At 45.3% G+C, this 20,989-nt stretch carries 13 protein-coding genes; 4 read left to right on the forward strand and 9 right to left on the reverse strand.

The genetic code is table 11. From position 1 onward, the window contains the following. Positions 1–7: 7 nt before the first annotated feature. From LQ567_RS23300 to LQ567_RS23320, 5 genes are all read right to left on the reverse strand, one after another. Entirely contained in the window at positions 8–1,399 is a 1,392-nt protein-coding gene (locus tag LQ567_RS23300) for a SusD/RagB family nutrient-binding outer membrane lipoprotein (RefSeq protein ID WP_231008294.1), read from the reverse strand. A gap of 28 nt (positions 1,400–1,427) precedes the next feature. Beyond that, the gene (locus LQ567_RS23305; protein WP_231008295.1) at positions 1,428–4,577 is read right to left on the reverse strand and encodes a SusC/RagA family TonB-linked outer membrane protein; all 3,150 of its coding nucleotides are present in this window, start codon (positions 4,575–4,577) and stop codon (positions 1,428–1,430) included. A 586-nt stretch (positions 4,578–5,163) separates the two neighbouring features. After that, positions 5,164–5,694 (reverse strand): hypothetical protein, encoded by a 531-nt coding sequence (locus LQ567_RS23310; protein WP_231008296.1) that lies wholly within the window; start codon positions 5,692–5,694, stop codon positions 5,164–5,166. 50 nt (positions 5,695–5,744) lie between these two features. Beyond that, positions 5,745–7,262, reverse strand: coding sequence for a RagB/SusD family nutrient uptake outer membrane protein (locus tag LQ567_RS23315; protein WP_231008297.1), 1,518 nt, complete (start codon positions 7,260–7,262; stop codon positions 5,745–5,747). Between the two features lie 17 nt (positions 7,263–7,279). Further along, positions 7,280–10,483 carry a SusC/RagA family TonB-linked outer membrane protein gene (locus LQ567_RS23320; RefSeq protein ID WP_231008298.1) on the reverse strand — a complete coding sequence of 1,068 codons (3,204 nt, stop codon included), beginning with the start codon at positions 10,481–10,483 and terminating at the stop codon, positions 7,280–7,282. A gap of 359 nt (positions 10,484–10,842) precedes the next feature. Here LQ567_RS23320 and LQ567_RS23325 point away from each other — a divergent pair, with 359 nt between their 5' ends. The 3 genes from LQ567_RS23325 to LQ567_RS23335 all read left to right on the forward strand — a co-directional run bounded on the left by LQ567_RS23325 (position 10,843) and on the right by LQ567_RS23335 (position 13,795). Further along, positions 10,843–11,721, forward strand: a complete 879-nt coding sequence (locus tag LQ567_RS23325; RefSeq protein WP_231008299.1) for a bifunctional 5,10-methylenetetrahydrofolate dehydrogenase/5,10-methenyltetrahydrofolate cyclohydrolase — start codon at positions 10,843–10,845, stop codon at positions 11,719–11,721. A gap of 98 nt (positions 11,722–11,819) precedes the next feature. Beyond that, positions 11,820–12,401 (forward strand): 7-carboxy-7-deazaguanine synthase QueE, encoded by a 582-nt coding sequence (locus LQ567_RS23330; RefSeq protein ID WP_231008300.1) that lies wholly within the window; start codon positions 11,820–11,822, stop codon positions 12,399–12,401. A 266-nt stretch (positions 12,402–12,667) separates the two neighbouring features. Next, entirely contained in the window at positions 12,668–13,795 is a 1,128-nt protein-coding gene (locus LQ567_RS23335) for a M42 family metallopeptidase (RefSeq protein ID WP_231008301.1), read from the forward strand. 84 nt (positions 13,796–13,879) lie between these two features. Here the strand turns inward: LQ567_RS23335 and LQ567_RS23340 are convergent, their stop codons facing one another. The 3 genes from LQ567_RS23340 to nth all read right to left on the reverse strand — a co-directional run bounded on the left by LQ567_RS23340 (position 13,880) and on the right by nth (position 19,687). Next, positions 13,880–15,394, reverse strand: a complete 1,515-nt coding sequence (locus LQ567_RS23340; protein ID WP_231008302.1) for a RagB/SusD family nutrient uptake outer membrane protein — start codon at positions 15,392–15,394, stop codon at positions 13,880–13,882. Between the two features lie 15 nt (positions 15,395–15,409). Then, positions 15,410–18,454 carry a SusC/RagA family TonB-linked outer membrane protein gene (locus LQ567_RS23345; protein ID WP_231008303.1) on the reverse strand — a complete coding sequence of 1,015 codons (3,045 nt, stop codon included), beginning with the start codon at positions 18,452–18,454 and terminating at the stop codon, positions 15,410–15,412. A gap of 579 nt (positions 18,455–19,033) precedes the next feature. Then, a complete protein-coding gene (nth, locus tag LQ567_RS23350; RefSeq protein WP_231008304.1) occupies positions 19,034–19,687 on the reverse strand; it encodes an endonuclease III in 654 nt (217 codons plus the stop codon). A gap of 174 nt (positions 19,688–19,861) precedes the next feature. On the opposite strand from nth, the gene LQ567_RS23355 reads away from it, so the two are divergent. Then, on the forward strand, positions 19,862–20,512 hold the full coding sequence (locus LQ567_RS23355) for a M10 family metallopeptidase domain-containing protein (protein WP_231008305.1): 651 nt from the start codon (positions 19,862–19,864) through the stop codon (positions 20,510–20,512). On the opposite strand, the gene LQ567_RS23360 is transcribed toward LQ567_RS23355, so the two are convergent. Next, entirely contained in the window at positions 20,509–20,967 is a 459-nt protein-coding gene (locus LQ567_RS23360; protein WP_231008307.1) for a copper resistance protein NlpE, read from the reverse strand. The genes LQ567_RS23355 and LQ567_RS23360 overlap by 4 nt on opposite strands. Positions 20,968–20,989: the final 22 nt, after the last annotated feature.

The following is a 20,989-nucleotide window of genomic DNA, read 5'->3' on the forward strand; positions in this document are numbered from 1 at the left end:
TTAAATTTTACTGTTTAGCCCACCAAACCGGCACATTTAAATCAACTCTTTGGGGTGTATTGGAATTAGATTTTCGTTCGCTTGCTGCAAAAAAGAACCGCTTGGGTCGGTCGTTGCCAGACCAGATAGACGTAGGAGGCCGGGTAAAGATACCTGCAGGATAGCCTGTTCTGTTATAGTCAAAAAAGGCTTCCAATGATCTTTTATTGGTTGAAGCTACCCATTTCTGCTCAATGATCGATGGCACACCGTTGTAGGGATAAACAATTGCACTTCCTCCCAGCGAGTAGCTGTCAAAAGAGGCTTTTACACCGGCATCAAATGCTGTTTTGGCATTTGCTGCAGATCCGTAACGGGCTTCGGCTTCCGCAATCAGGAACAATACTTCTTCCTTTGTAAAAAAGTACACCGGGTAGGTAGAGCCGATGTTTGGTGTTGCAAAGCTTTTAATGGTTCCCGTAGCTGTAAGATACTGACCTGAATTTAAAGAAGCCCAGGTACTGCCTGTTTCAGAAGCCTTGTAGATACCATTTCTTCTGGGGTCACTATGTTCCGTTAACCAGCTCATCAGGGTTGTATTTGCTATTACGTTACCCGCCAAACGATCTACAAACGTATTATAGAAAGGATTGGCTCCGGTTTGCTCCGCCTTGAAAGAGGTAAATGCCGCGTCGCTCGTCAGAAAATTATTCTCTGCCAGCAATGCTTTAATCTGGGTGCTGTACTTGTTGGCATCCACATTTACATAGCGCAAATAGATCTTCAGTTTCAGTGTATTTGCAAACTGGCGCCATTTGCCCATATCTCCTCCAAATATCACGTCTGTTGTACCAGGATTCGGTACACTGGCAGAAGACAGGTCCTTGGACAATGCATCGTCGATCATCGCAAGTAATCCGTCATAAACCGCTTGTCCATCATCATATTTGGGCTGAAGGGTACCCGTACCATTAAGCGCTTCCGTAAACGGAATTTTATCATACAGATCTGCAAGCACCTGGAAGGTATAGGCCTGCATTAAACCGGCGATGGCATAAAATTTCCAGCTGCTTGCTGCACTCGCCTTATCCTTTACATATTTATAGTCATAAAGCGCTCCTGCATATAATGTGGTAAACTGGCGGTCGAAATCATTATCCGTTAAGTTATAAGATTCCCAATCTGCCCACTGGGAGGCGCCTGCAGATTGCGCATATTGCTGGGTCCAATACGCGCCCACAGCCTGGTAATATCCACCAAAAACAAATGCGGAGCCGGCTACTGCACTTGGCAAAACCAGTGCGGGCGTTGCCTCTGCCGGGTTATTGGGGCTCACATTGATATCGAAAAAGCCCTTTTTACAACCAGTTGTCAATAAGCCAACGGTAGCAAGAGTTAATATATAATTTTTAATATTCATTTCTTTCATTTTAGTGTTTAGCGAATCTCTAAAAACCGAGTTTTAAGTTAAATCCAATACTCCTGGTAGTTGGCGCAGCACCATAGTCCCCATAGTCGGCAGCCATATCGTTACCAAATGTAGTTTGCTCCGGATCTGTAAAAGGATTCGATGTAGGAGTCCACAACAGTAAATTGGTACCAATAAGTCCCAGATCCACAGAACGGATAAACGATCTGGAGATCCACTCTTTCGGGAATGAATAGTACAAACTAAATTCTCTTAATTTGAAAAAAGTCTTTGACATCAGCACATAGGAAGACCCAACGCCTGCATTATTGGTTTGATTAAAATATGCATTTAAATTATGATCAAACCCGGCGATGGGCGTTGTATTTTCTACATAGGCATTTCCAACTTTCTGCACAGAATTGGGCACAATAAACGGCTGCCGGTCGTTGAAGGTTGTTTGGATGGCATTACCGGTGAAGTACATCATCTCGGCCGTACGGGAGTACATCAGGCCACCATTCCGGTAATCACCCACAAGCCGCATGCTCCAGTTCTTGTAGCTCAGGGTTGTTCCACCACCAATTCTGAATTTGTTTTGAGAAGATCCCAATACTTCCTTTTCTGCTTTCATATTGGGTAATCCTTGCGCATTTACCACTACTCTACCTTGAGGATCCGTTTCTACAACCGTTCCTTCAAATAAACCAAGCGGATATCCGGGACGGGCAACGAAGCCAATAGACCCGGTACCTCCCAGAGAAATCTGATCGAGGCCTGCCACTAACTCCTCCAGTTTGTTTTTGTTACGTGAATAGTTCGCAAATACCTCCCAGTTCCAGTCGTTGGTCTGTACAGGAACCAGATTCAGCGCAATTTCAACCCCCTTGTTGGTGATCTTACCCAGATTTTGCGTTTGGGCAGTAAATCCGGTACTTGAAGGGATGGTGGAGGTCCAGATCAGGTTGGTGATAATTTTATTGTACGCCGTAAAATTTAAACCAATCCTGTTCTTGAGAAACTTAAGATCAGTACCTATTTCATAATCGGTGGATATTTCCGGTTGCAGGGCCTGATTACCGATCAGGTTCGATACCGTAAAACCATTGATGCCTCCTGCTAAAGGAAAATTAAAGCCCCGGTATCCATCAGTTAAAGCTGTTTGGTTCAACACCGCAAAGATCTGGTACGGATCCGCATCCTTACCGGTTCTGGCCGCACCCATTCTGATTTTACCAAAGGACAACACATCTTTATTCTGTAATAATTCGGAAAACACAAAGCTAAGGCTTGCTCCGGGATAGAAAAACGACCTGTTGGATGCCGGCAGTGTGGACGACCAATCGTTTCTACCGGTGATGTTCAGGAAAAGCATATTCTTGAAGCCAAGATTCGCACTACCATATACCCCAACCAAGCGGCGTTTTGATAACGTAGCCGATGTGGAAGGTGTAGCGGAACTGTTCGATAAGCTATAGAAGAACGGAATATCCAGGCCGATCACCTGGGAGCTATGTGTTCTTGCGTCCCGCTGGTTAAAGTTATGCCCTACGATCGCATCCAGGGTAAGATCATGATTGATTGTAGGTTTGATATTCAGGAAAAAGTCTGTATTAAACTCAGAAGAAGAGTAAGAAGATTCTGTTACACGTCCCACGTCATCATTACTGGCGGACCGGGCCGATTTTGTAATCGCCCTCCAGCTTTTTGAAGTACTGCCGGAAACATCATTACCCGCTTTAAAAGTGGCCGTTAACCAGGGGGTTACTTTTGCGTCCAAAGACAAATTTCCGAATACGCGGTTTTCTTCAAACCGGTTACCATGCTCATTCAGTACATAATAGGGGTTCTGTGCGTACAATGTATAATAGTTATCTACATTGTAAAACTTGTTATGATAATCTTTCTGATCTACAAAACTGATATCCCTTGGAGCCTGCCACAAACCATCGAGCACCGATTGATCCTGGCCGGTTAATACAAATTTTGAAGACTTGTTTACATAGTTTACGGAAGCGCTTGCATTAAAGATCTTTAAAAACTTTGTATTTCCCCGCAAGGCTACGTTATGTCTTTTGTAAGAATCGGCATCTGTCGGCATAATCCCATCGGCCAAAATGTTACCATAGGAAACATAATAGCTTTTGTTTTCGTCGCCATTTTTAATAGCAATGGAATTATTTAACGTTTTACCCACTTCAAAAAAGTCCCGCACATTTGTCTTTAATGCAGAAAAGGGCTTAACCAGCTGTTGGTTATCTACCACAAATCCCCACGGACGATTTACGCCGTCAAACCGGGGTCCCCAGCTACCATTTTCGGCCAAATCGCCTCCTTCTGCTGTGCTGCGGTTATACCAGCCCTGTCCGAACTCATTCTGCATAAACGGTAACCGGAGCGGCGTTTCGAACGAAGTTGCAGATGCAATATCCACGCTGGCCTTGCCATTGGATTTTGATCCGTTTTTTGTAGTGATCAGCACAACCCCCGACGCGGCCCTGGATCCATACAACGCTGTTGCAGATCCACCTTGAAGAATGTTGATTGACTCAATATCATTAGGATTGATATCATTGCCCCTGTTACCGAAATCAAGCCCGCCATTCAGATCTGTTGAACCAACCTGACCATTACTAACCGGTACACCATCAACCACAAACAGCGGCTGATTGGATCCACCCAGCGAGCTAAAGCCACGCATAATGATCCGTGTTGAAGCTCCGGGCGCACCGGATCCTGAGGTAATTTCAACCCCGGGTACTTTTCCTTGTAAGGCATTCAAAGCGCTTCTGTTACCTGTAGCAGTAAGCTCCTCGGCATTTACCTGCGTAGAGGCGTAACCCAGTGACCGCTCGGCACGCCGTACACCCACCGCGGTAACCACAACCTCTTCTATGGTTTCTTTACCTTCTTTGTTTAATACGATCTCTTTCAGATTCTCCAATGTGCTTTTGTCAACAGAGTTAAATCCGGCTGCTGAAATCGTTATCGTAGCCCCATCTTTAACATGCATTGTAAAGTTTCCATCGGCGTCTGCAGAAACGGCATTTTTCGCGCCTTTTTCTGAAACGGTGGCAAAGGGAATTACGTTCCCTGATTCGTCCTTAACGGTACCTGTTATGGTCCTTGTCTGCGCAAAAACCAACATGGAACAGGTCACGAGTGCTAGTAGCAATACAAGTTTTCTCATGAATTTTTTTTTGTTAAAAGAAAAAATAGTCAATCATAAAGTCAATACATAACCAACAAAGTCAGTCAAGACAGCCCGTGCAAAGTACAACGTTTTAACAAATTGTTGATGTTTTTTTAACCTTCTGGAAAAACTAACAACCGTTAATTAATGTCTGAAATAGTTGCATAGCTAACGTTCTAAATTGATTTACAATAAATTGGGGAAAGAAGGTGTTTCTTCGAAAAAATTAAAAAATTTGATCTGAGTCAAGCGTTTTTTTAGAAAAAAATCAGGGTTCTTGGGAGGCTGAAACGCTGTATCCCCCTCTTATTACCCCCTCCAACGTGACCAGAGTGCTGACACAGGTACTTATTTTTGTTAAAGCCGGGTACAATCAGGCGGTCCGCTTTTTAACATTTGAGAATAGCTCTCTCCAGCTGTATACCTGTAGCTTTACTTGTTTTCTTGGCCTTTTCCAGATTAACAGTATCCAACACTTTTATTTTCTTCAATCGTTAGCATCCTTCTAAGCAAAAAAATAAAGCAACCATCAAATACACCTGAATGATGGTTGCTTACATTTTATTATTTTAGAAAAACGGCTTTACTGCTGGGAGATCCTTACCGCCACTTTATTGGAAACGCCGGTAACCATAAGATCGCTGTTGCCTTCCAGCTCCAGGTGTACCTCCCGCGGGGTAGTACTACTAACGCCGGTGTTGAGAACATTGATCTCCAGGATTCCATAAATACTGTCGGCAGGTATTTTCAAAGTTCCGCCGGTTGCAAAGTGGACGCCATTTTCTGCCAACGCATTTGGCGAAGCCGGTACGGGCGTTGTAAGTACTTTATAACTTATCGTTTGCTCTTTACCTTTTGCCACTGCTCCTACCAAATTGACCCGCAGTTTGATTGTACCGGATGACCGGGTGATTAACGGATATGCCGATGCCGATGCATACCCGAAAGGAACATTCCGGGTTACCACTGTATACTGGTACGGAGCCACAGGCGCATTAAAGATATTGGCATCAAACTCAATAAACGGTTTTGCCGGGTAATCTATTTTAAGCTCCTTCGTACAGGATGTGAAAACCGACGAAACAATTAGACAAAGTATAACAATTTTTTTCATTCTCATTCTTTTTATGATTTATAGCCACACTGGTCAATACTATAAAATCCTTATAACGGATTTTGTACGATTGCCGGGTTATTATTGATTTCGTCCTGGGGGAACAGCCATACCCATAGTTTGTCTCCCGCAGGTACTTCCATGGTTACAGAAATAGCTGTATTGGTATTGGGCGCGATTGTTCTGTTCAATGCACTATTGGTTCGCTTTAAATCTGTAAATCTGAATCCTTCTCCCCAAAGCTCCACCCGCCGATGCAACATTATTTCATCAATTAAGGCCTGGCCGGATTTGATTGACAGAATATACCCCGGATCACGGTTAGACATTAAATCAAACAAAGCGGTTCTGGCTTCAACATCGTGCCCTCCCTGCCTGGCCCGGGCCTCGGCCTCTATCAAATACATTTCTCCCACCCGCATCATCGGAACATCGCCAATACTTCCGGACAGGTTCGAGATCCAGAACTTTTTCATATGATATGGAATATAACTATACCCTGTGCCGGCCGATCCTGAGTTCCAGGGAATTCCCGCCTGAACCGTTGCAGCAGAACCCGCTTTAATCCAGCACTTCTTACGGACATCAGTTACTGAAAGCGCTTCCCAAAGGCTGGAGTTAATTGCTTTTGGCTGGGTTTTAACCGCCGAGCTATTGTAGTTAGTGGCCATAAAGGCATGAAACTGGTAGAAAAAAGGAGTGGTTTCTGTGATGATGCGGCTACCCCACATCCATTCGGTATTATTGATATCGTTAAACCCGGACAAATAATCGGTATTGGACATGAGTGATAATCCGGCTCTTGCCTGTGCCGCATTTGTAGCTGCTACGTCCCAATTCTGTTGCGTTAGCGCCACCCGTGCTTTAAAACCGTAGGCTACACTTCTGTTGATATTTGATTTTGCCGCCGACCCCGATCTTGAATAACCGTCCAAAAGCACTATTGCATCATCCAGATCTTTGTTGATCTGATCGTATACTGCTTTTACGGTTGCTCTTGGCTGGCCTTCCAGGGTGTTAACCGTTAACAGCGGTATTCCTAACCCATCATTGGCACCGGCGGCATCATATCGTTCGGCCCATAACTGTACCAGGTTGAAATGTGCCCAGGCCCTGTAGGCCAATGCCTGCCCCTTAATAAACTTTTTATCCGCTTCCGGCCCTGTAGCCTGGTCAATTCCGCTGATCAGTATATTGGCATTTGAGATGATTCTGTAGTAATACCGATATATAAATTTAACCTGGGCATCTGCAATGTTCCGATGTCCCAGCCAACGCAATACCGTACTAAAATCGAGCCTGCCGGAAGCGATGGTATAAATCAGATCCTCTCCCATTACGTCTCGGATACTCATAGCACCGGCTTCTCCTCCCTGAGGTTGTGCATCGTATTGAGCCGTTAATGCCCGGTGAATACCATTTAGAGCTGCCCATGCATTATCGGTTGACTTAACAGCGTCGGCATCGGATACAGAGCCCGTAGGAAAGGTATCCAGGAATTCCTTTTTGCAGGAACTTGCTGCAAAAAGTGTGAAAAAAATCAATAGTATAGATATATTTCTTATCATTTCAACAATTTTAATAATTATAAACTAGCCTTTATACCAAATGTAATAACGCGCGCCGGCGGATAGCCGCTCCCCGTTACCCCCGAAAACGCATTCTGCGGGTTCATTCCTTTTCTTGCACTAAAAAGCTGAAGATTTTCTCCGGCAGCATAAACCTGTGCATTCGCTATCCTAAGCATGTTTGAAACAGAGCCGGGCAATTGATAGGCCAGCGTTATAGTCCGTATATTGATAAAAGAAGCATCCGTTAACCAACGGGTTGATGTTCCTGCATTAAAATCGCCTGTCCGGCCGTTATCCATCCGGGGTACATTTGTTATGTCGCCCGGTTTTTGCCAGGCATTCAGGATATCTGTATGCAATGCTGCACCGTAGGTTCCTACAGACATTAACCCGGCATATTCTCCATCATATATTTTTCCTCCTTTCTGAAAGGTGAACAGCGCACTTAACGAAATGCCTTTATAGGAAATCTTTTGGGTAAGGCTGCCATAAAAATCGGGAATAACAGATCCGCTATAGGCATATTTGGCATTGCTCAGGCTTGTTGTAAGCGTGTCTACTCCCCCATTCTTATTAACCATATATCGGATACCCGATGAGGCCTGCGTATTGGCGGCCAGGTACAGCGCCGCACCATCCGTTGGATGTACACCGTAGTATTGCCGTAACCAATAATCGTAAATAGAATGTCCTTCTGAATATTTTTTTGTACCGGTAACAAACTCACTCACTTTTTCCGGCATTTTTGTTATCTGGTTCTTTACAGTTGAAAGATTGATCTCTGTATTGATCAGCCAATCCGACGTACGGAGTAAATCACCGCTTAACTGCAATTCAACGCCTTTATTGTACATGGTAGCAGTGTTCTGATTGGTGGTAAGCAGTCCGCTTGAAAGAGGCGCCGGAACTTCAAAAAGAAGATCTTCCGATACTCTGTAATAATATTCTATCTGCCCCCTGATCCTGCTTTTGAATAATGAAAACTCAAGGCCTACATCAAAAGCTTTATTCTTTTCCCAAGTCAGATCTTCGTTAAAAAAGGCGGATTGGCTTTGCACGATACCGGGCTCACTTGCATTGTTTGAAAAATTATATAAGCCTTGATAAGCATAATAACCGATGCCATCTGCTACTCCAACTACACCATAAGAACTTCTTAACTTTAATTGATCAACCCAGGTAACGGCAGACATAAAGTTTTCTTTATGAATATTCCAGCCCGCGCCTACAGAACCAAACGTACCCCATCTTGATTTCCGGGAGAACCGGGAGTTTCCATCCGTTCTTAAGCTTGCTGTAAAATTGTATCTCCCGTCAAAATCATAAATCAACCTGGAGAAATAGCTTTCGATCCGGTACTTATCAACAGAAGAGGTTAAGCTGTTGGTAGTTGTAAAGTTGGGAAATTCAGTATTGCCCAAAACAGTTTGTACCTGTCTGAATCCATTTAGATCTGTCAGCATCTGGCTGTAACTTTCATGACCGGCCAATACATTAAAATGGTGTCGCATTGCCAGTTCTGTATCATAGGTCAATAATTGTGTTGCCTGAAATATGCTATTAGAACCATATACTTTTCTGCTGCGCCCTACGCCGGCTCCATCGCCGATTATTTTATTTTCATACCTCGACTCCCGCTGGCTCTGGAGATCCACCGACAGGTTGTTTGTGAATACGAGTCCTCTGAGGATCATAAAATCCGTGCTCGAGCGACCGCTCACATTGGTTCTGACAGATGTATTTTCATTAAGCAGCAATTCAAGCGGACCGCTTCTTCCGGCATAGGAAGTACCTACACGGTTCTTTAATCCGTATTGTAACCCAAGCGGCGTGTTTGCATAACTCCCCAGATCCGGCAGTTTTTCTCCGTTTTCATCCAATACATATTTGCCGGTTGCGGAATCGTGCACGTAAACCGGGTATATGGGGCCTAAATTTCTGGACCAGGAATATGGGTTTGCAATGGCGCCATCTTCATTTGAATTATTGAATGTGGAATAGTTGCCCGAAATATTCAGGTTGGTTTTAATCCATTTTTTTGGCTGTGCATTTACGTTTATCCGGGCGGTATATCTTTCAAACCCTGTTTGCTTTGTAAATCCGTCTTCCTTCAAATATCCAAGTGACATATAATAATCACTTTTCTCTGACCCTCCGCTAAAATCCACACCATAATCCTTGCGGGTACCCTTGCGCATAAAGAACCGTTCCCAATCCAGATCATCTCCGTACAACAACTGCGCCGAAGGATTCAACATTCCGTCAACGCCTACTATTGCATTTCTTGCCGTATTAAAAGGGTTATAAGACAGCAGGTCTGCAATACCATTTCTTGAAGTTAAACCAGAAGCCACCCGGTTAGCAGAATCGAGGGAAATACCCGAGCCCGAGCTGGGATAGACCAGGGAATTCCTGTATGCCTGCCACATGATGGGGTAGTACTGAAGCGCACCAATTCTTTCATATTCCGGTATGCCCCTGTTAGAAAAACCCTGAGCTATTTTAAAAGACAGTTGATTCCGGTCTTTCCGTCCCCTTTTGGTCGTGATCATGATTACGCCGTTAGCCCCCCTGGAACCAAAAAGTGCAGTGGATGCAGCATCTTTTAAAACCGTAACCGATGCCACGTCATCCGGGTTGATATTTGAAATACCCCCATCATACGGTACCCCGTCAACTACAAAGAGAGGTTCAGAAGTTGCATTGATCGAACCAAATCCCCTTATCCGTATGGCCGGAGTTGATCCGGGCTGCCCGCTGCCGGTGGTAGCGATCACACCGGGAACCGCACCTTCAATCGTTTTCATAATATTGGCAACCGGCCTCTTTTCAATATCGCCAGCCTTTATGATCCCGACGGAACCCGTTAACGCTTCTTTTGTTGTTTTTCCATAAGCAATAACCACAACTTCATCCATCGAGGCTTCTGAAGGTGTTAATACGACATGCAGCGGATCATCCGATTTTATTTCAACAAGCACTTTATTCATTCCCACAGCGGAGACCACAAGCGTATTACGATTAACAGGTACATTCAGGGAGAAGAAGCCTTCAGGATCTGTTATCGTTCCTAGATCCAAACCTTTTACCAGTACAGAAGCATTTGATACAGGATTACCTGCCTGATCCACCACCCTGCCTTTTGCCGTTTTGGTTTGGGAAAATCCCGGGACGCAAATAGACATAAAGATGGCTAACAATAGCACAATTTTTCTCATGTAATTTTTTTTGTTACGTTTTTGATTTATTCCAAGCCGGATTGTATTGAACAATCAGCGAGGGTTGCCGCGATTATTCAAACATTCCTCAAAGATGAAAATACATTTTTTTAACACTTAATTTATTTTTCTTTAACTTTTCTTTACCATTAAATAAAACAAATAGTTGTTAATCCCATCTTTAAAATTGATTTTCATCAATTTACAGCATAGTCAATAATTTAAACAATTTTCAACAAATTGATTTAAATCAACCATTTTTTTAGAAAAAAATTAATTCCATACAAGATTTTCTTCATTTCCCTGTTCCATCCAAAATTTTTCTTACCCCTCCTAAACTTTATGTAGGTTTGCAGCCTATGCAACTACTGAACGGAAAAGAAACAGCAAAAGTGATCCTGGACTCCCTTGAGATCGATGTAGCGCAGCGCGCAGCCACCGGCAAAAAAGTGCCGCATCTGGCGGCTGTTCTTGTGGGAAACAACGGGGCCAGCGAAACCTATGTGGCTTCCAAAGTAAAGGCCTGTAATGAGATCGGTTTTGTATCTACCCTTATTCATTTTGAGGAAGATGTAACCGAACTGAAACTACTGGAAAAAATTGAGGAACTTAATGAAGATATGGATGTAGACGGCATCCTTGTACAACTGCCGCTTCCCGCACATATTTCTGAAAAAAAGGTGATTGAGACCATCGATCCGGCCAAAGATGTTGACGGGTTTCACCCGGTAAATATCGGCAATATGACCCTGGGAGAAAAAGATGCCTTTATTTCAGCTACGCCCTACGGTATCATGCTGCTTTTGGAACATCATAAGATCGAAACCAAAGGAAAGCATGCGGTGGTGATCGGCCGGAGCCATATTGTGGGCCGCCCGATGAGCATTTTGCTGAGCAATAATTCCAACCCCGGTAATTGCACCGTAACACTTTGTCATTCCAAAACAACAAACCTGAAGGAGCTCTGCCTGCAGGCCGATATTATTGTTGCAGCCATCGGCATCCCCGAGTTTGTTACCGCCGACATGGTGAAGGAAGGCGCTGTAGTAATAGACGTGGGTATCACCCGCATTAAAGATGCCACTAAAAAATCGGGGCACCGTTTGGTGGGCGATGTGGAATTTAAAGGTGTAGCACCTAAAACAAGCTTTATTACCCCGGTTCCGGGAGGCGTAGGTCCCATGACCATTGCCGCGTTGATGAAGAATACATTTAAGGCCTGTGACGACCGGAACTAAATGGGCTCCAAATTCTAAATACTAATTTCTAAATTTTAAACATCAAATCCCAGATAGCAAATACCGCTCCGGCAACATTTAACGGCAGTTACCCTGTTATGGAGCACTTTTATACCATCCAGGGCGAAGGCTATCACCAGGGAAAGGCGGCGTATTTTGTTCGCCTGGGTGGATGTGATGTGGGCTGCACCTGGTGCGATGTAAAGGAAAGCTGGTCCTTCGATGCGCACCCGCATTGGGCTATAGCATCTATTGTGGAGGCCATAAAAAACACACCGGCCCCCATTGCGGTGATCACCGGCGGAGAACCGCTCCTGCACCCGCTGGATGCACTGACCACGGCGCTCCGGGAAAACGGTATTGCTACCAATATCGAAACATCGGGTTCCGCCTCCCTTTCCGGTGCCTGGGACTGGATATGCCTTTCGCCTAAAAAATTTAAACAGCCGCTACCAGAAATCCTCCCACTGGCCAACGAATTAAAGATCATCGTATATAATAAAAGTGATTTTGCCTGGGGCGAACAGTTTGCGGCGCAGGTTGCACCTCACTGCAAGCTATATCTGCAGCCGGAATGGAGCAAGGCCGCAGCCATGACCCCGCTTATTATCGACTACATCAAAGAACACCCGAAATGGGAACTGAGCCTGCAAATTCACAAGTACATTAATGTACCGTAGTGGCTTTAGTTTCAGGCTCCAGGTTTCAAGTTTAAGATTGCGTTCCGTTTGATACCGGTGTCTGGTTGATCTTTGATGCCTTGCGCTACCGGCCAGGACAGATAACTGAAGACCGATGATCGGATCAGCGTGCTTACCGGTTAATGCCAGATGCAGAAGGTTTAGCGCACACTCCCTATCAGCCGATCGCTGAAAACCGATAACCGACTGCTGCCCGCCGATTCTTAATAAAATTTATGTACGTTTGAGGATCTTAAATGATCACTATGGCAAAATCAACGACAAAGGAAAAGGGGAAAAAAAATAAAGCTCCCAAATCGATCGTCACAGACGAATCAATGCAGTTCCTCAGGAACTATATTAACAATGCTTCCCCGGTTGGATTTGAATCCTGGGGACAGAAATTATGGCTCGCCTATCTGAAGCCCTATATTGATACACAGTTTGTAGACCCTTACGGAACCGCTGTTGGGATCATTAACCCAGAGCAGCCTTTTAAGGTGGTGATTGAAGCGCATGCCGATGAAATCGGATGGTTTGTAAACTATATCACCGACAAAGGCCTGATCTATGTAAAAAGGAACGGGGGCGCCGATCACCAGATTGCACCTGCGCAGCGGGTATTGATCCATGGTAAAAAGGGGGCCGTAAAAGCAGTGTTTGGATGGCCGGCCATTCATACCCGCATTGGCAAGGAAAGTGAAACCCAACCCAAAACGGAAAATATATGGCTGGATTGCGGCGCCCGCAGCAAAAAGGAAATTGAAGCGCTGGGCATACATGTAGGAGCCGTTATTACATACCAGGATGGGTTTGATGAGCTGGCAGGCGATCACTTGGTGGGTCGTGCTTTTGATAACCGGATCGGCGGATTTATGATTGCAGAAGTAGCCCGTTTGCTGAAAGAAAATAAGAAAACGTTACCCTATAGCTTATATGTGGTAAATGCCGTACAGGAAGAAATCGGGTTGCGGGGCGCAGAAATGATCGCCCGCCGGATCAAACCCGATGTTGCGATCGTAACCGACGTTACGCATGATACCAACACCCCGATGATCAATAAAAATATTGAAGGCGATGTATTGTGCGGTAACGGTCCGTCACTGGCTTACGCGCCGGCGGTGCATAACAAGTTGCTGGGGTTTGTTGAAACTGTTGCAGCAGAAAACAATATACCGGTACAATGGCGGGCGTTGAGCCGCAGCACCGGTACGGATACCGATTCTTTCGCTTATGCGAATGACGGCTGCCCGTCTGTACTCATTTCCATGCCGCTGCGGTATATGCATACAACCGTGGAAATGATTCATAAAAAAGACATTGAAAATACCATCCGGTTGATGTATGAAACCTTGCTGGCATTAACGCCTAAAACAAACCTGCGTTATTTGTAAGCTGATACTCTCAAAAAGAAGCCGTTTCCTGCAGGCACTTCATGCACAGGAAACGGCTTTTATATTCAACCCCTCGGTATTTTCTTAAAACCCGGTATTATTGGGCAACAGGTTCGGGTTTACATCGGTTTCCTGTTTGGGAACCGGGAACAGCAATTGCTTTTCTGTGAACGTTGCATTGAATACCGTTCTATGTCCAACAAAATTATCCCAGTTACCGGTAACATCATTGTGCACCTTCCTGGTCCGCAGCATATCAAACCACATTTTATTTTCAAAACACAATTCAAAATAACGTTGTAACCAAACCTCCTTTTCAAAAGCATCCTGGTTCGTGCTGGTAAACGGAGTCAGCTGAGCGCGGCTACGTATATCATTCAACGCTTTCCGGGCCACTGCGTTTGGAGCACCCTCGGCACGGTTCGACGCCTCTGCATACATCAGCAATACATCTGCATACCGATAAAGGGTGTAGTTTAAATCAGATTTGACCGTATTGGTTACTGCATTTACATCAAACCATTTATACAGGTACGGATGCGAAAAAGTAACCAGCTTACCATCTTTACTGCTGGGGTAACTGCTGTAAAAGAACTGGCGCTCTTTTGCCCGTTTATCTCCATCCGGGAACGAAGCGATGAACTGTTTGGTTGGATATACGGATCCGTATTCATCCGAATACTTTGAGATCCCTGAATAATTCGGAATGGTCAGCGGCGTCAATGGATTGTTCTGGTTGGCCGCAGCCGAATACTGTACCTGCAATATAAACTCCTTCGTGTTCTTATTCGCCGGGTTAATCATATCGGTATATTCCGAAAACAGGGTATATCCTCCGTTATTAATTACTTCCAGGGAACGTTTTGCGGATTCTGCATAAAAAGTGTTACCGCCATTAATAGCCGCACCGGCATATGTCAAATAAACATCCGCAAGGATGGCTTTCACAGCGCCCATCGAAATGGCACCGGTACTGCTTCTCCAGCCCAGGGTAGATTTCTCTGCAATAAGCAGATCCGGTATGATCACACTGTCATAAATAGCTTTGGCAGGTGTTCTCGGCAATTTTAACTGGTCAAAATTTGTAGCAAGCTCCGTAACTTTCGGAACCGCTCCGTACATACGAACCAGGTAAAAATAATAGAGCGCCCTTAATGTATGGGCCTCCGCCAACATATTGGTTTTCGATTCATCGCTTAAGTCAGCAGCTACAATCTTCGGAATCGAAACAAGGGCTTCATTGCAGGCGCCAATACCTTTATATAAATACTGCCACCAGGTATCAAAATAAAACGACGTATTATTATAGGCAAGGCTCTGAAACATGGTATAGTTGGTTTGCCCCAGGTCGCTTCCAGACTTTCCGGTCATATACTCCATCAGGTTCCAGGTATTACCCCCGTAGGAAGAAGGCTGGCCACCCAGTACGGCTTTACTTAAATTCTGATAACAGCCGTCCGCAAAGGCCCGCGCCACCTTACCACTGGTTAACTTAGAATCGGGTGTAATAAAGGAAGTAGGCTTTTCTTCCAGGAATTTGGAACAGGATGCCAACAACAGTATTAGTACGGCACCTGATATATATTTTCTATTTTTCATTTTTACATTTTTTTGTTAGAAGACAAGGCTCACACCCAGGTTCCATACACGTGGACGTGGATAAGAAAAGAAATCGAGATTTTGTGAAAATGTACCATTGCTGCCAACCCTTGTATTATAGGTATCTACTTCGGGATCATAGCCGGTATACTTGGTACTCAGGAACAGGTTCTGAACACTCGCATAAACTCTTAACTTTTGAATGTTCCAGCGATCCGTTGTTTTTTTGGGGATGGAATATCCCAGTATAAAATTCTGGCCGCGTATATAGGAACCATCTTCCACCCACCAGGTATCAAATTTAGAATCCTGGGCAAACTTATACGGCCTTACCTGAGAGATCATGGTATTCTGATGATCCGGAGTCCAGGCATCCAGTACGGTTGCCAGGCTGTTGGCAATTGTCTGACGGTCTTCCGTAGAATGTTTAAAAGTAGCTGCGGTATTCATGCCCTGAACGAACCGGATATCAAAAGAGAAATCAAAATTTTTATAATTAATCGTACTTGAAAAAGTTCCGGTCCACTTGGGGTTAGCCCTGCCGATTACCCCGTAGTGCTCGGAGCCATCCGCATCCAAAAGGTATTTCCGGTCACCGGGTTTAAGTCCCTGTGTGGCTGCAAGGGCGGCTTCATCCTCACTATACGTGCCCAAACGGGTTCTTCCCCAAAATGTACCGATCGCCTCGCCTACCCGCAAAATATTGGTTTGACCTAAAAAATTAGGTCCGGGGAAAATATCCGCATTGCCATCGTTCAATTGTAAGATGCGGTTGCGGTTGGTAGAAAAAATAAAGTTGGTCGACCATTTAAAATCCGGGTGATCTATATTAACCGTATTCAGACTCAACTCCAGGCCCGTATTTCTTACCGATCCGATATTTCGATATACAAAGGCCTGATCAAATCCTGCAGACCAGGGAATCGGTGTTTGCAATAACAGGTCTTTTGTGGTACGTGAATACACATCAGCCGTCAGGTATACGCGGTTATTCCAGAGTCCCATTTCAACACCGGCATCGCCCTGCCAGGATACCTCCCATTTTAGATCGGGGTTTCCCATATTGGTAGGAACAAGGGTGGTTGCCTGACTGCCTCTCAGTACCGTTGAGCCCGGCTGGATCTTCTGTAAAGAAGTATACGGATCAATTTCCTGGTTACCGGCCGCCCCATAGCTTGCCCTGATTTTCAGATCGCTGACAACATTGCTGTTCTTCAGGAAATCTTCTTCAGATGCCCGCCAGGCAACACCAAGCGACGGGAAGAATGCATATTTATTATTCTTTCCAAATTTGGAGGAACCATCATAACGACCTGTAGCCGTAAACAAATATTTATTCTGTATATTGTAGGTTACCCTTGCGTAATAGGAATTCATGGCCCACTGATAGTCCTCCGATTCTGAAGCATTCCTTACGGCTCCTGCCTGTAAATAATGCCATTGGAAAATATCATCAATAAATTGCTGGTTATCTGCCCGGAGGCGCTCCTGATTATACTTTTGCCAGGAAGCTCCCAACATAGCCGTCATCCGGTGTCCGGATGAAAATTCTTTATTCCAGGTCAGGTAGTTTTCAGACTGCCAGTATACATTTTGATAGGTATTTAAATTTGCCTCGCCCCCTGCATCCATCGACAGGTTATGCAGATCCATTGCCGAATAGAAATTATTTTTCAGATTATTAAGGTTGTACCCGAAGTCTGATTTAAATTCCAATCCCTTAGCCAGGCGGAACAACAAGTAGGTGTTTCCCAGGGCCTGGATCGTATTATTCAGCGAATACCGGTTATTGGCTATATGAACCGGATTAGCCCCTCCTTCCATTCCTGCGATATCGCTATTGCCTGCCCATACCCCGTTGGAATATTTAACGGGCAGGATCGGCAATGCTTCGGCCACCATCCGGGGCACATTCAAGCCTCCGTTACCATCAGATACCATGCGCTGCAATCCTTTTACAACGCCGATGCTTCCGCCCACCTTTAACCACTTGTTCACTTCATTATCCAGCGTAAACCGGGCTGAATAACGCTTAAACCAGGACTGGGCCATAATACCATTCTGATTCAGATAACCCAATGAAAGCCCGAAGGTTGTTTTTTCATTCCCTCCCTGGAAATTTAACTGATGACTGGTTGATACGGCAGGTTTATACACTTCAGACTCCCAGTTGGTATTATAAAGGGGCTGATCGTTTGCATCAAACAACTCAGGATAGTTTTGATGGTTGAGTGCCGGCGGCGGTGTATAGGGACTGTTTACCGGATCGGGGTTAAACTTATTTGCATTTGCCATGGCATCGTTATATACTTTCATGAATTCAGCAGCATTTAACGACCGCAGATGCCGGGATAACTGCGATACATTCACATTGCCTTCATAGGATACCTGTGTTCCTCCGCGGCGGCCTCGCTTCGTTGTGATCATTACTACTCCGTTGGCGCCGCGTGCGCCATAAATGGCGGTAGAAGACGCATCCTTCAGTATTTCCATTGATGCGATATCATTGGGATTTAACGTATTGGCGTCTACACCCACTACCCCATCCACCACATACAGCGGATCGAGGCTGGAGTTAATAGAACCCAATCCCCTGATACGTACTTTGGCGCCGGCTCCCGGTGCATTGTTATTTACGCTTACTTCTACACCCGCAACCTTTCCCTGCAATGCCTGGGTAATATTGGGTACCGGCGCATCCATCAGTTTATCTGATTTTAACGTGGCTACAGCCCCCGTAAGATCCGATTTCCTGGCCGTACCATAACCAATCACTACAACTTCATCCAAAGCCGTGGTCTTGGATGGCTGCAGCGTTATGGTTCCCAGGTCGGTGCGCCCGTTCACCTGTTCTTCGCGGTTCGCGTAGCCAACGGCGCTAAATACCAATGTGGCGTTGGCATTATCCAGGTTGATGGTAAATGTACCGGTGTCGTCGGTTACCACGGCCGTCTGCGTGCCTTTTACCTGAACGGTGGCTCCCGGTAAGGCACCTCCCTTGTCGTCGATAACCTTTCCGGTTACAGTTACTTTTGTTTGCTGAATTGCGATAGCCGGCATTGCTGTTGCCGTTATCGCGGGGACCAGCCCCCCTATGACGGTTGCAACAATATACCCTCTCGCTCTTGTGCATACACCCGAGATCAACCCAGGCAAGAGTTTACGATTTCTCATATATATTAAAAAATGATTTAAACACTCAACGTGCTCTGCAACAACGTTCTACTTTTTACAGGTTTAAAGGCCATCCAGGGCTGTAAAATAGTACCGGCAACAATGAGCGTATTTACGCCGAACTGTTGCTTTTGCAAACATACACAACCGCTATGCGGGTTGTTCAACCCCGGCACACGGATGCGGATCCATTTAAAAAAAATTATATCTGATTCATGGCCGCAACAAAGGTTACATATGCGCTTCAATAAGGTTCGCTAAAACGTTATTGCAAAATCATTATTATTACAGCAATCTGTATGCCAATACATTTTATATTGACCAATTGCCTCAAACAAATGCATTCTTTTATCCACAAACAAACCTGATAAAGCAAGGACACTTTTCAAAAGTTAACCAAGATCGATCTGATCCTTAATAACCGTCTGTGCGCAGAACGGATCTATCCGTATCTGCTGTAACCAATCAGTTTCCCTGTTTCAGTAACTGATGAAAATAGGGGCAGATCTGCTGGAGCCCGCACTCCCGGCATTTAGGATTTCTTGCCAGGCAGGTATACCTTCCATGAAGGATGAGCCAGTGATGCGCTTTATGAATCAACCCGGGAGGAATGTTCTTCACCAGCTCTTTTTCAACGGCCAGCGGAGTAGTGAGCTTCTGAGCAACCAGCCCCAGGCGTTTGCTTACACGGAATACATGTGTGTCTACCGCCATATTGGGTTGTTGCTCTACAACCGAGGTTATTACATTCGCTGTTTTTCGTCCCACTCCCGGAAGGGTGATCAGCTCCGCAACGGTCATGGGTATTTCCCCGCCATAATCCTGCATCACCTTCTGGGCCATGCCGATCAGGTGTTTGGTTTTATTATTGGGGTATGAAATGCTACGGATCAACGGAAACAGTTCGTCAAAGCTGGTCTTGCTTAAACTGGACAGATCGGGGTATCTTTCAAAAATAAACGGGGTGGTCATATTCACCCGCTTATCCGTACATTGCGCGGAAAGGATCACCGCCACCAGCAGCTGGTAAGGATTATCATATACCAGTTCCGTTTCGGGATTGGGCATATGCTCCTGGAAATAATTGACTACAAACTGATAGCGTTCTTTCTTTGTCATGAAACAAACCTACAAAAATACGGGGATATGGCCTATTGCCACTGAGGCAATGAAATACTAAAGCCTCTGGCTCTTCTAAATTAAAAAAACAGCGACCAAGGTTGTAGCATTAAAAGAACCTGTGTTTCTGTACCGCAGTGGCTTCATCCCGGAAATTTGCCTTAACTTTCCTCCATGGGTATTATTGAATGCAATAACAACACCGTACAGATCCTTTCGCATATTATTACATATGGCAATGCGGCCGACACTGCGCTTACCGAGCAGATCAGGGAAGAGATCGAAACCATGTGGAATGAACCACAGGGAACTGTTTGGCTGGAGGGAACCGAGCGACGGGTACAGTTCCGTATTACCGCAGCCTATGCGCCTGAGATTGCCCCCGAAGAAATACTGGGCAATGACAATCCGCTGAATAATTATTTCAGGATCGAGGAATATGCCCATGGTAATATTTCCTTTGTGGATGGACTGGGTTGCAATACCGGGTATTTTAAACTGGAAAACCTGTATAAAGGCTCTACCACCGCTGCGCATGAATACGGGCATACCCTGGGGCTGGAGCATCCTGTTGATCTCGACTTCCGGGGCAAGGGTGTTCCGGGCATCATGTATCCGCGTGGCACGCTGGTAGATTCCATTTATCAGTATGAGCCCGATCAGCCGGCAGGCGCCAAAGGTGGCACCCTGTTTCCTATTTACCGCAGGGTACGGAAGGAAGATATAGCACTCCTAAAAATTGAACGCCACTCTTTTAAAAACAATCAGGCCATCATCGGGGATTTCAGCAGTATCTGGCATCCGGATCATCAAACCCTGCTTTAATTTTTGATCAGCCGGTAATGCCCGGCAAACGCGCCCTGTATCTCGTTGCCATTCATATCCAGCTGGGTGAGGGCATTGGGTGTTACCGTGTACATGACCGGACGTTCCACACCCGCACCGTCCATTTTTAAGTAAAGTACCCGCTCCTTTATTTCATATTTACCTTTGTTGATAAATGAATCGGGCTGTTCCCCTTTATAGACTTCCTTCATCAGGAACGAGCGGTCTGCATACAGGGTAATGGCTGTTTCAATACCCTCACAGCTTGCACAGGGCAGCAGTCCCGAATAAGTACCTGCGATTACGACGGTATCCAGGCTGTGCGGCTGCCCGGAATCCGGAACCGCAGACGGTGCATACGAGTAGACCGTTGAATCTTTATCCGGCCGGTGTTTACTATCTTCCGCAATACAGCCGGTGATACAGCAGGCCAGTATAATATATATGATTTTCATCCCGGTTTTGTTTACTCATTTG

The sequence above is a fragment of the Niabella pedocola genome (genome assembly GCF_021044425.1).
Taxonomy (GTDB): Bacteria; Bacteroidota; Bacteroidia; order Chitinophagales; family Chitinophagaceae; genus Niabella; species Niabella pedocola.

Excerpts from the sequence above, each read along its gene's own strand:
- LQ567_RS23300 (WP_231008294.1), bottom strand. The coding sequence starts at position 1,399 with ATGAATATTAAAAATTATATATTAACTCTTGCTACCGTTGGCTTATTG.
- LQ567_RS23305 (WP_231008295.1), bottom strand. The coding sequence starts at position 4,577 with ATGAGAAAACTTGTATTGCTACTAGCACTCGTGACCTGTTCCATGTTG.
- LQ567_RS23310 (WP_231008296.1), bottom strand. The coding sequence starts at position 5,694 with ATGAAAAAAATTGTTATACTTTGTCTAATTGTTTCGTCGGTTTTCACA.
- LQ567_RS23315 (WP_231008297.1), bottom strand. The coding sequence starts at position 7,262 with ATGATAAGAAATATATCTATACTATTGATTTTTTTCACACTTTTTGCA.
- LQ567_RS23320 (WP_231008298.1), bottom strand. The coding sequence starts at position 10,483 with ATGAGAAAAATTGTGCTATTGTTAGCCATCTTTATGTCTATTTGCGTC.
- LQ567_RS23325 (WP_231008299.1), top strand. The coding sequence starts at position 10,843 with ATGCAACTACTGAACGGAAAAGAAACAGCAAAAGTGATCCTGGACTCC.
- LQ567_RS23330 (WP_231008300.1), top strand. The coding sequence starts at position 11,820 with ATGGAGCACTTTTATACCATCCAGGGCGAAGGCTATCACCAGGGAAAG.
- LQ567_RS23335 (WP_231008301.1), top strand. The coding sequence starts at position 12,668 with ATGGCAAAATCAACGACAAAGGAAAAGGGGAAAAAAAATAAAGCTCCC.
- LQ567_RS23340 (WP_231008302.1), bottom strand. The coding sequence starts at position 15,394 with ATGAAAAATAGAAAATATATATCAGGTGCCGTACTAATACTGTTGTTG.
- LQ567_RS23345 (WP_231008303.1), bottom strand. The coding sequence starts at position 18,454 with ATGCCGGCTATCGCAATTCAGCAAACAAAAGTAACTGTAACCGGAAAG.
- nth (WP_231008304.1), bottom strand. The coding sequence starts at position 19,687 with ATGACAAAGAAAGAACGCTATCAGTTTGTAGTCAATTATTTCCAGGAG.
- LQ567_RS23355 (WP_231008305.1), top strand. The coding sequence starts at position 19,862 with ATGGGTATTATTGAATGCAATAACAACACCGTACAGATCCTTTCGCAT.
- LQ567_RS23360 (WP_231008307.1), bottom strand. The coding sequence starts at position 20,967 with ATGAAAATCATATATATTATACTGGCCTGCTGTATCACCGGCTGTATT.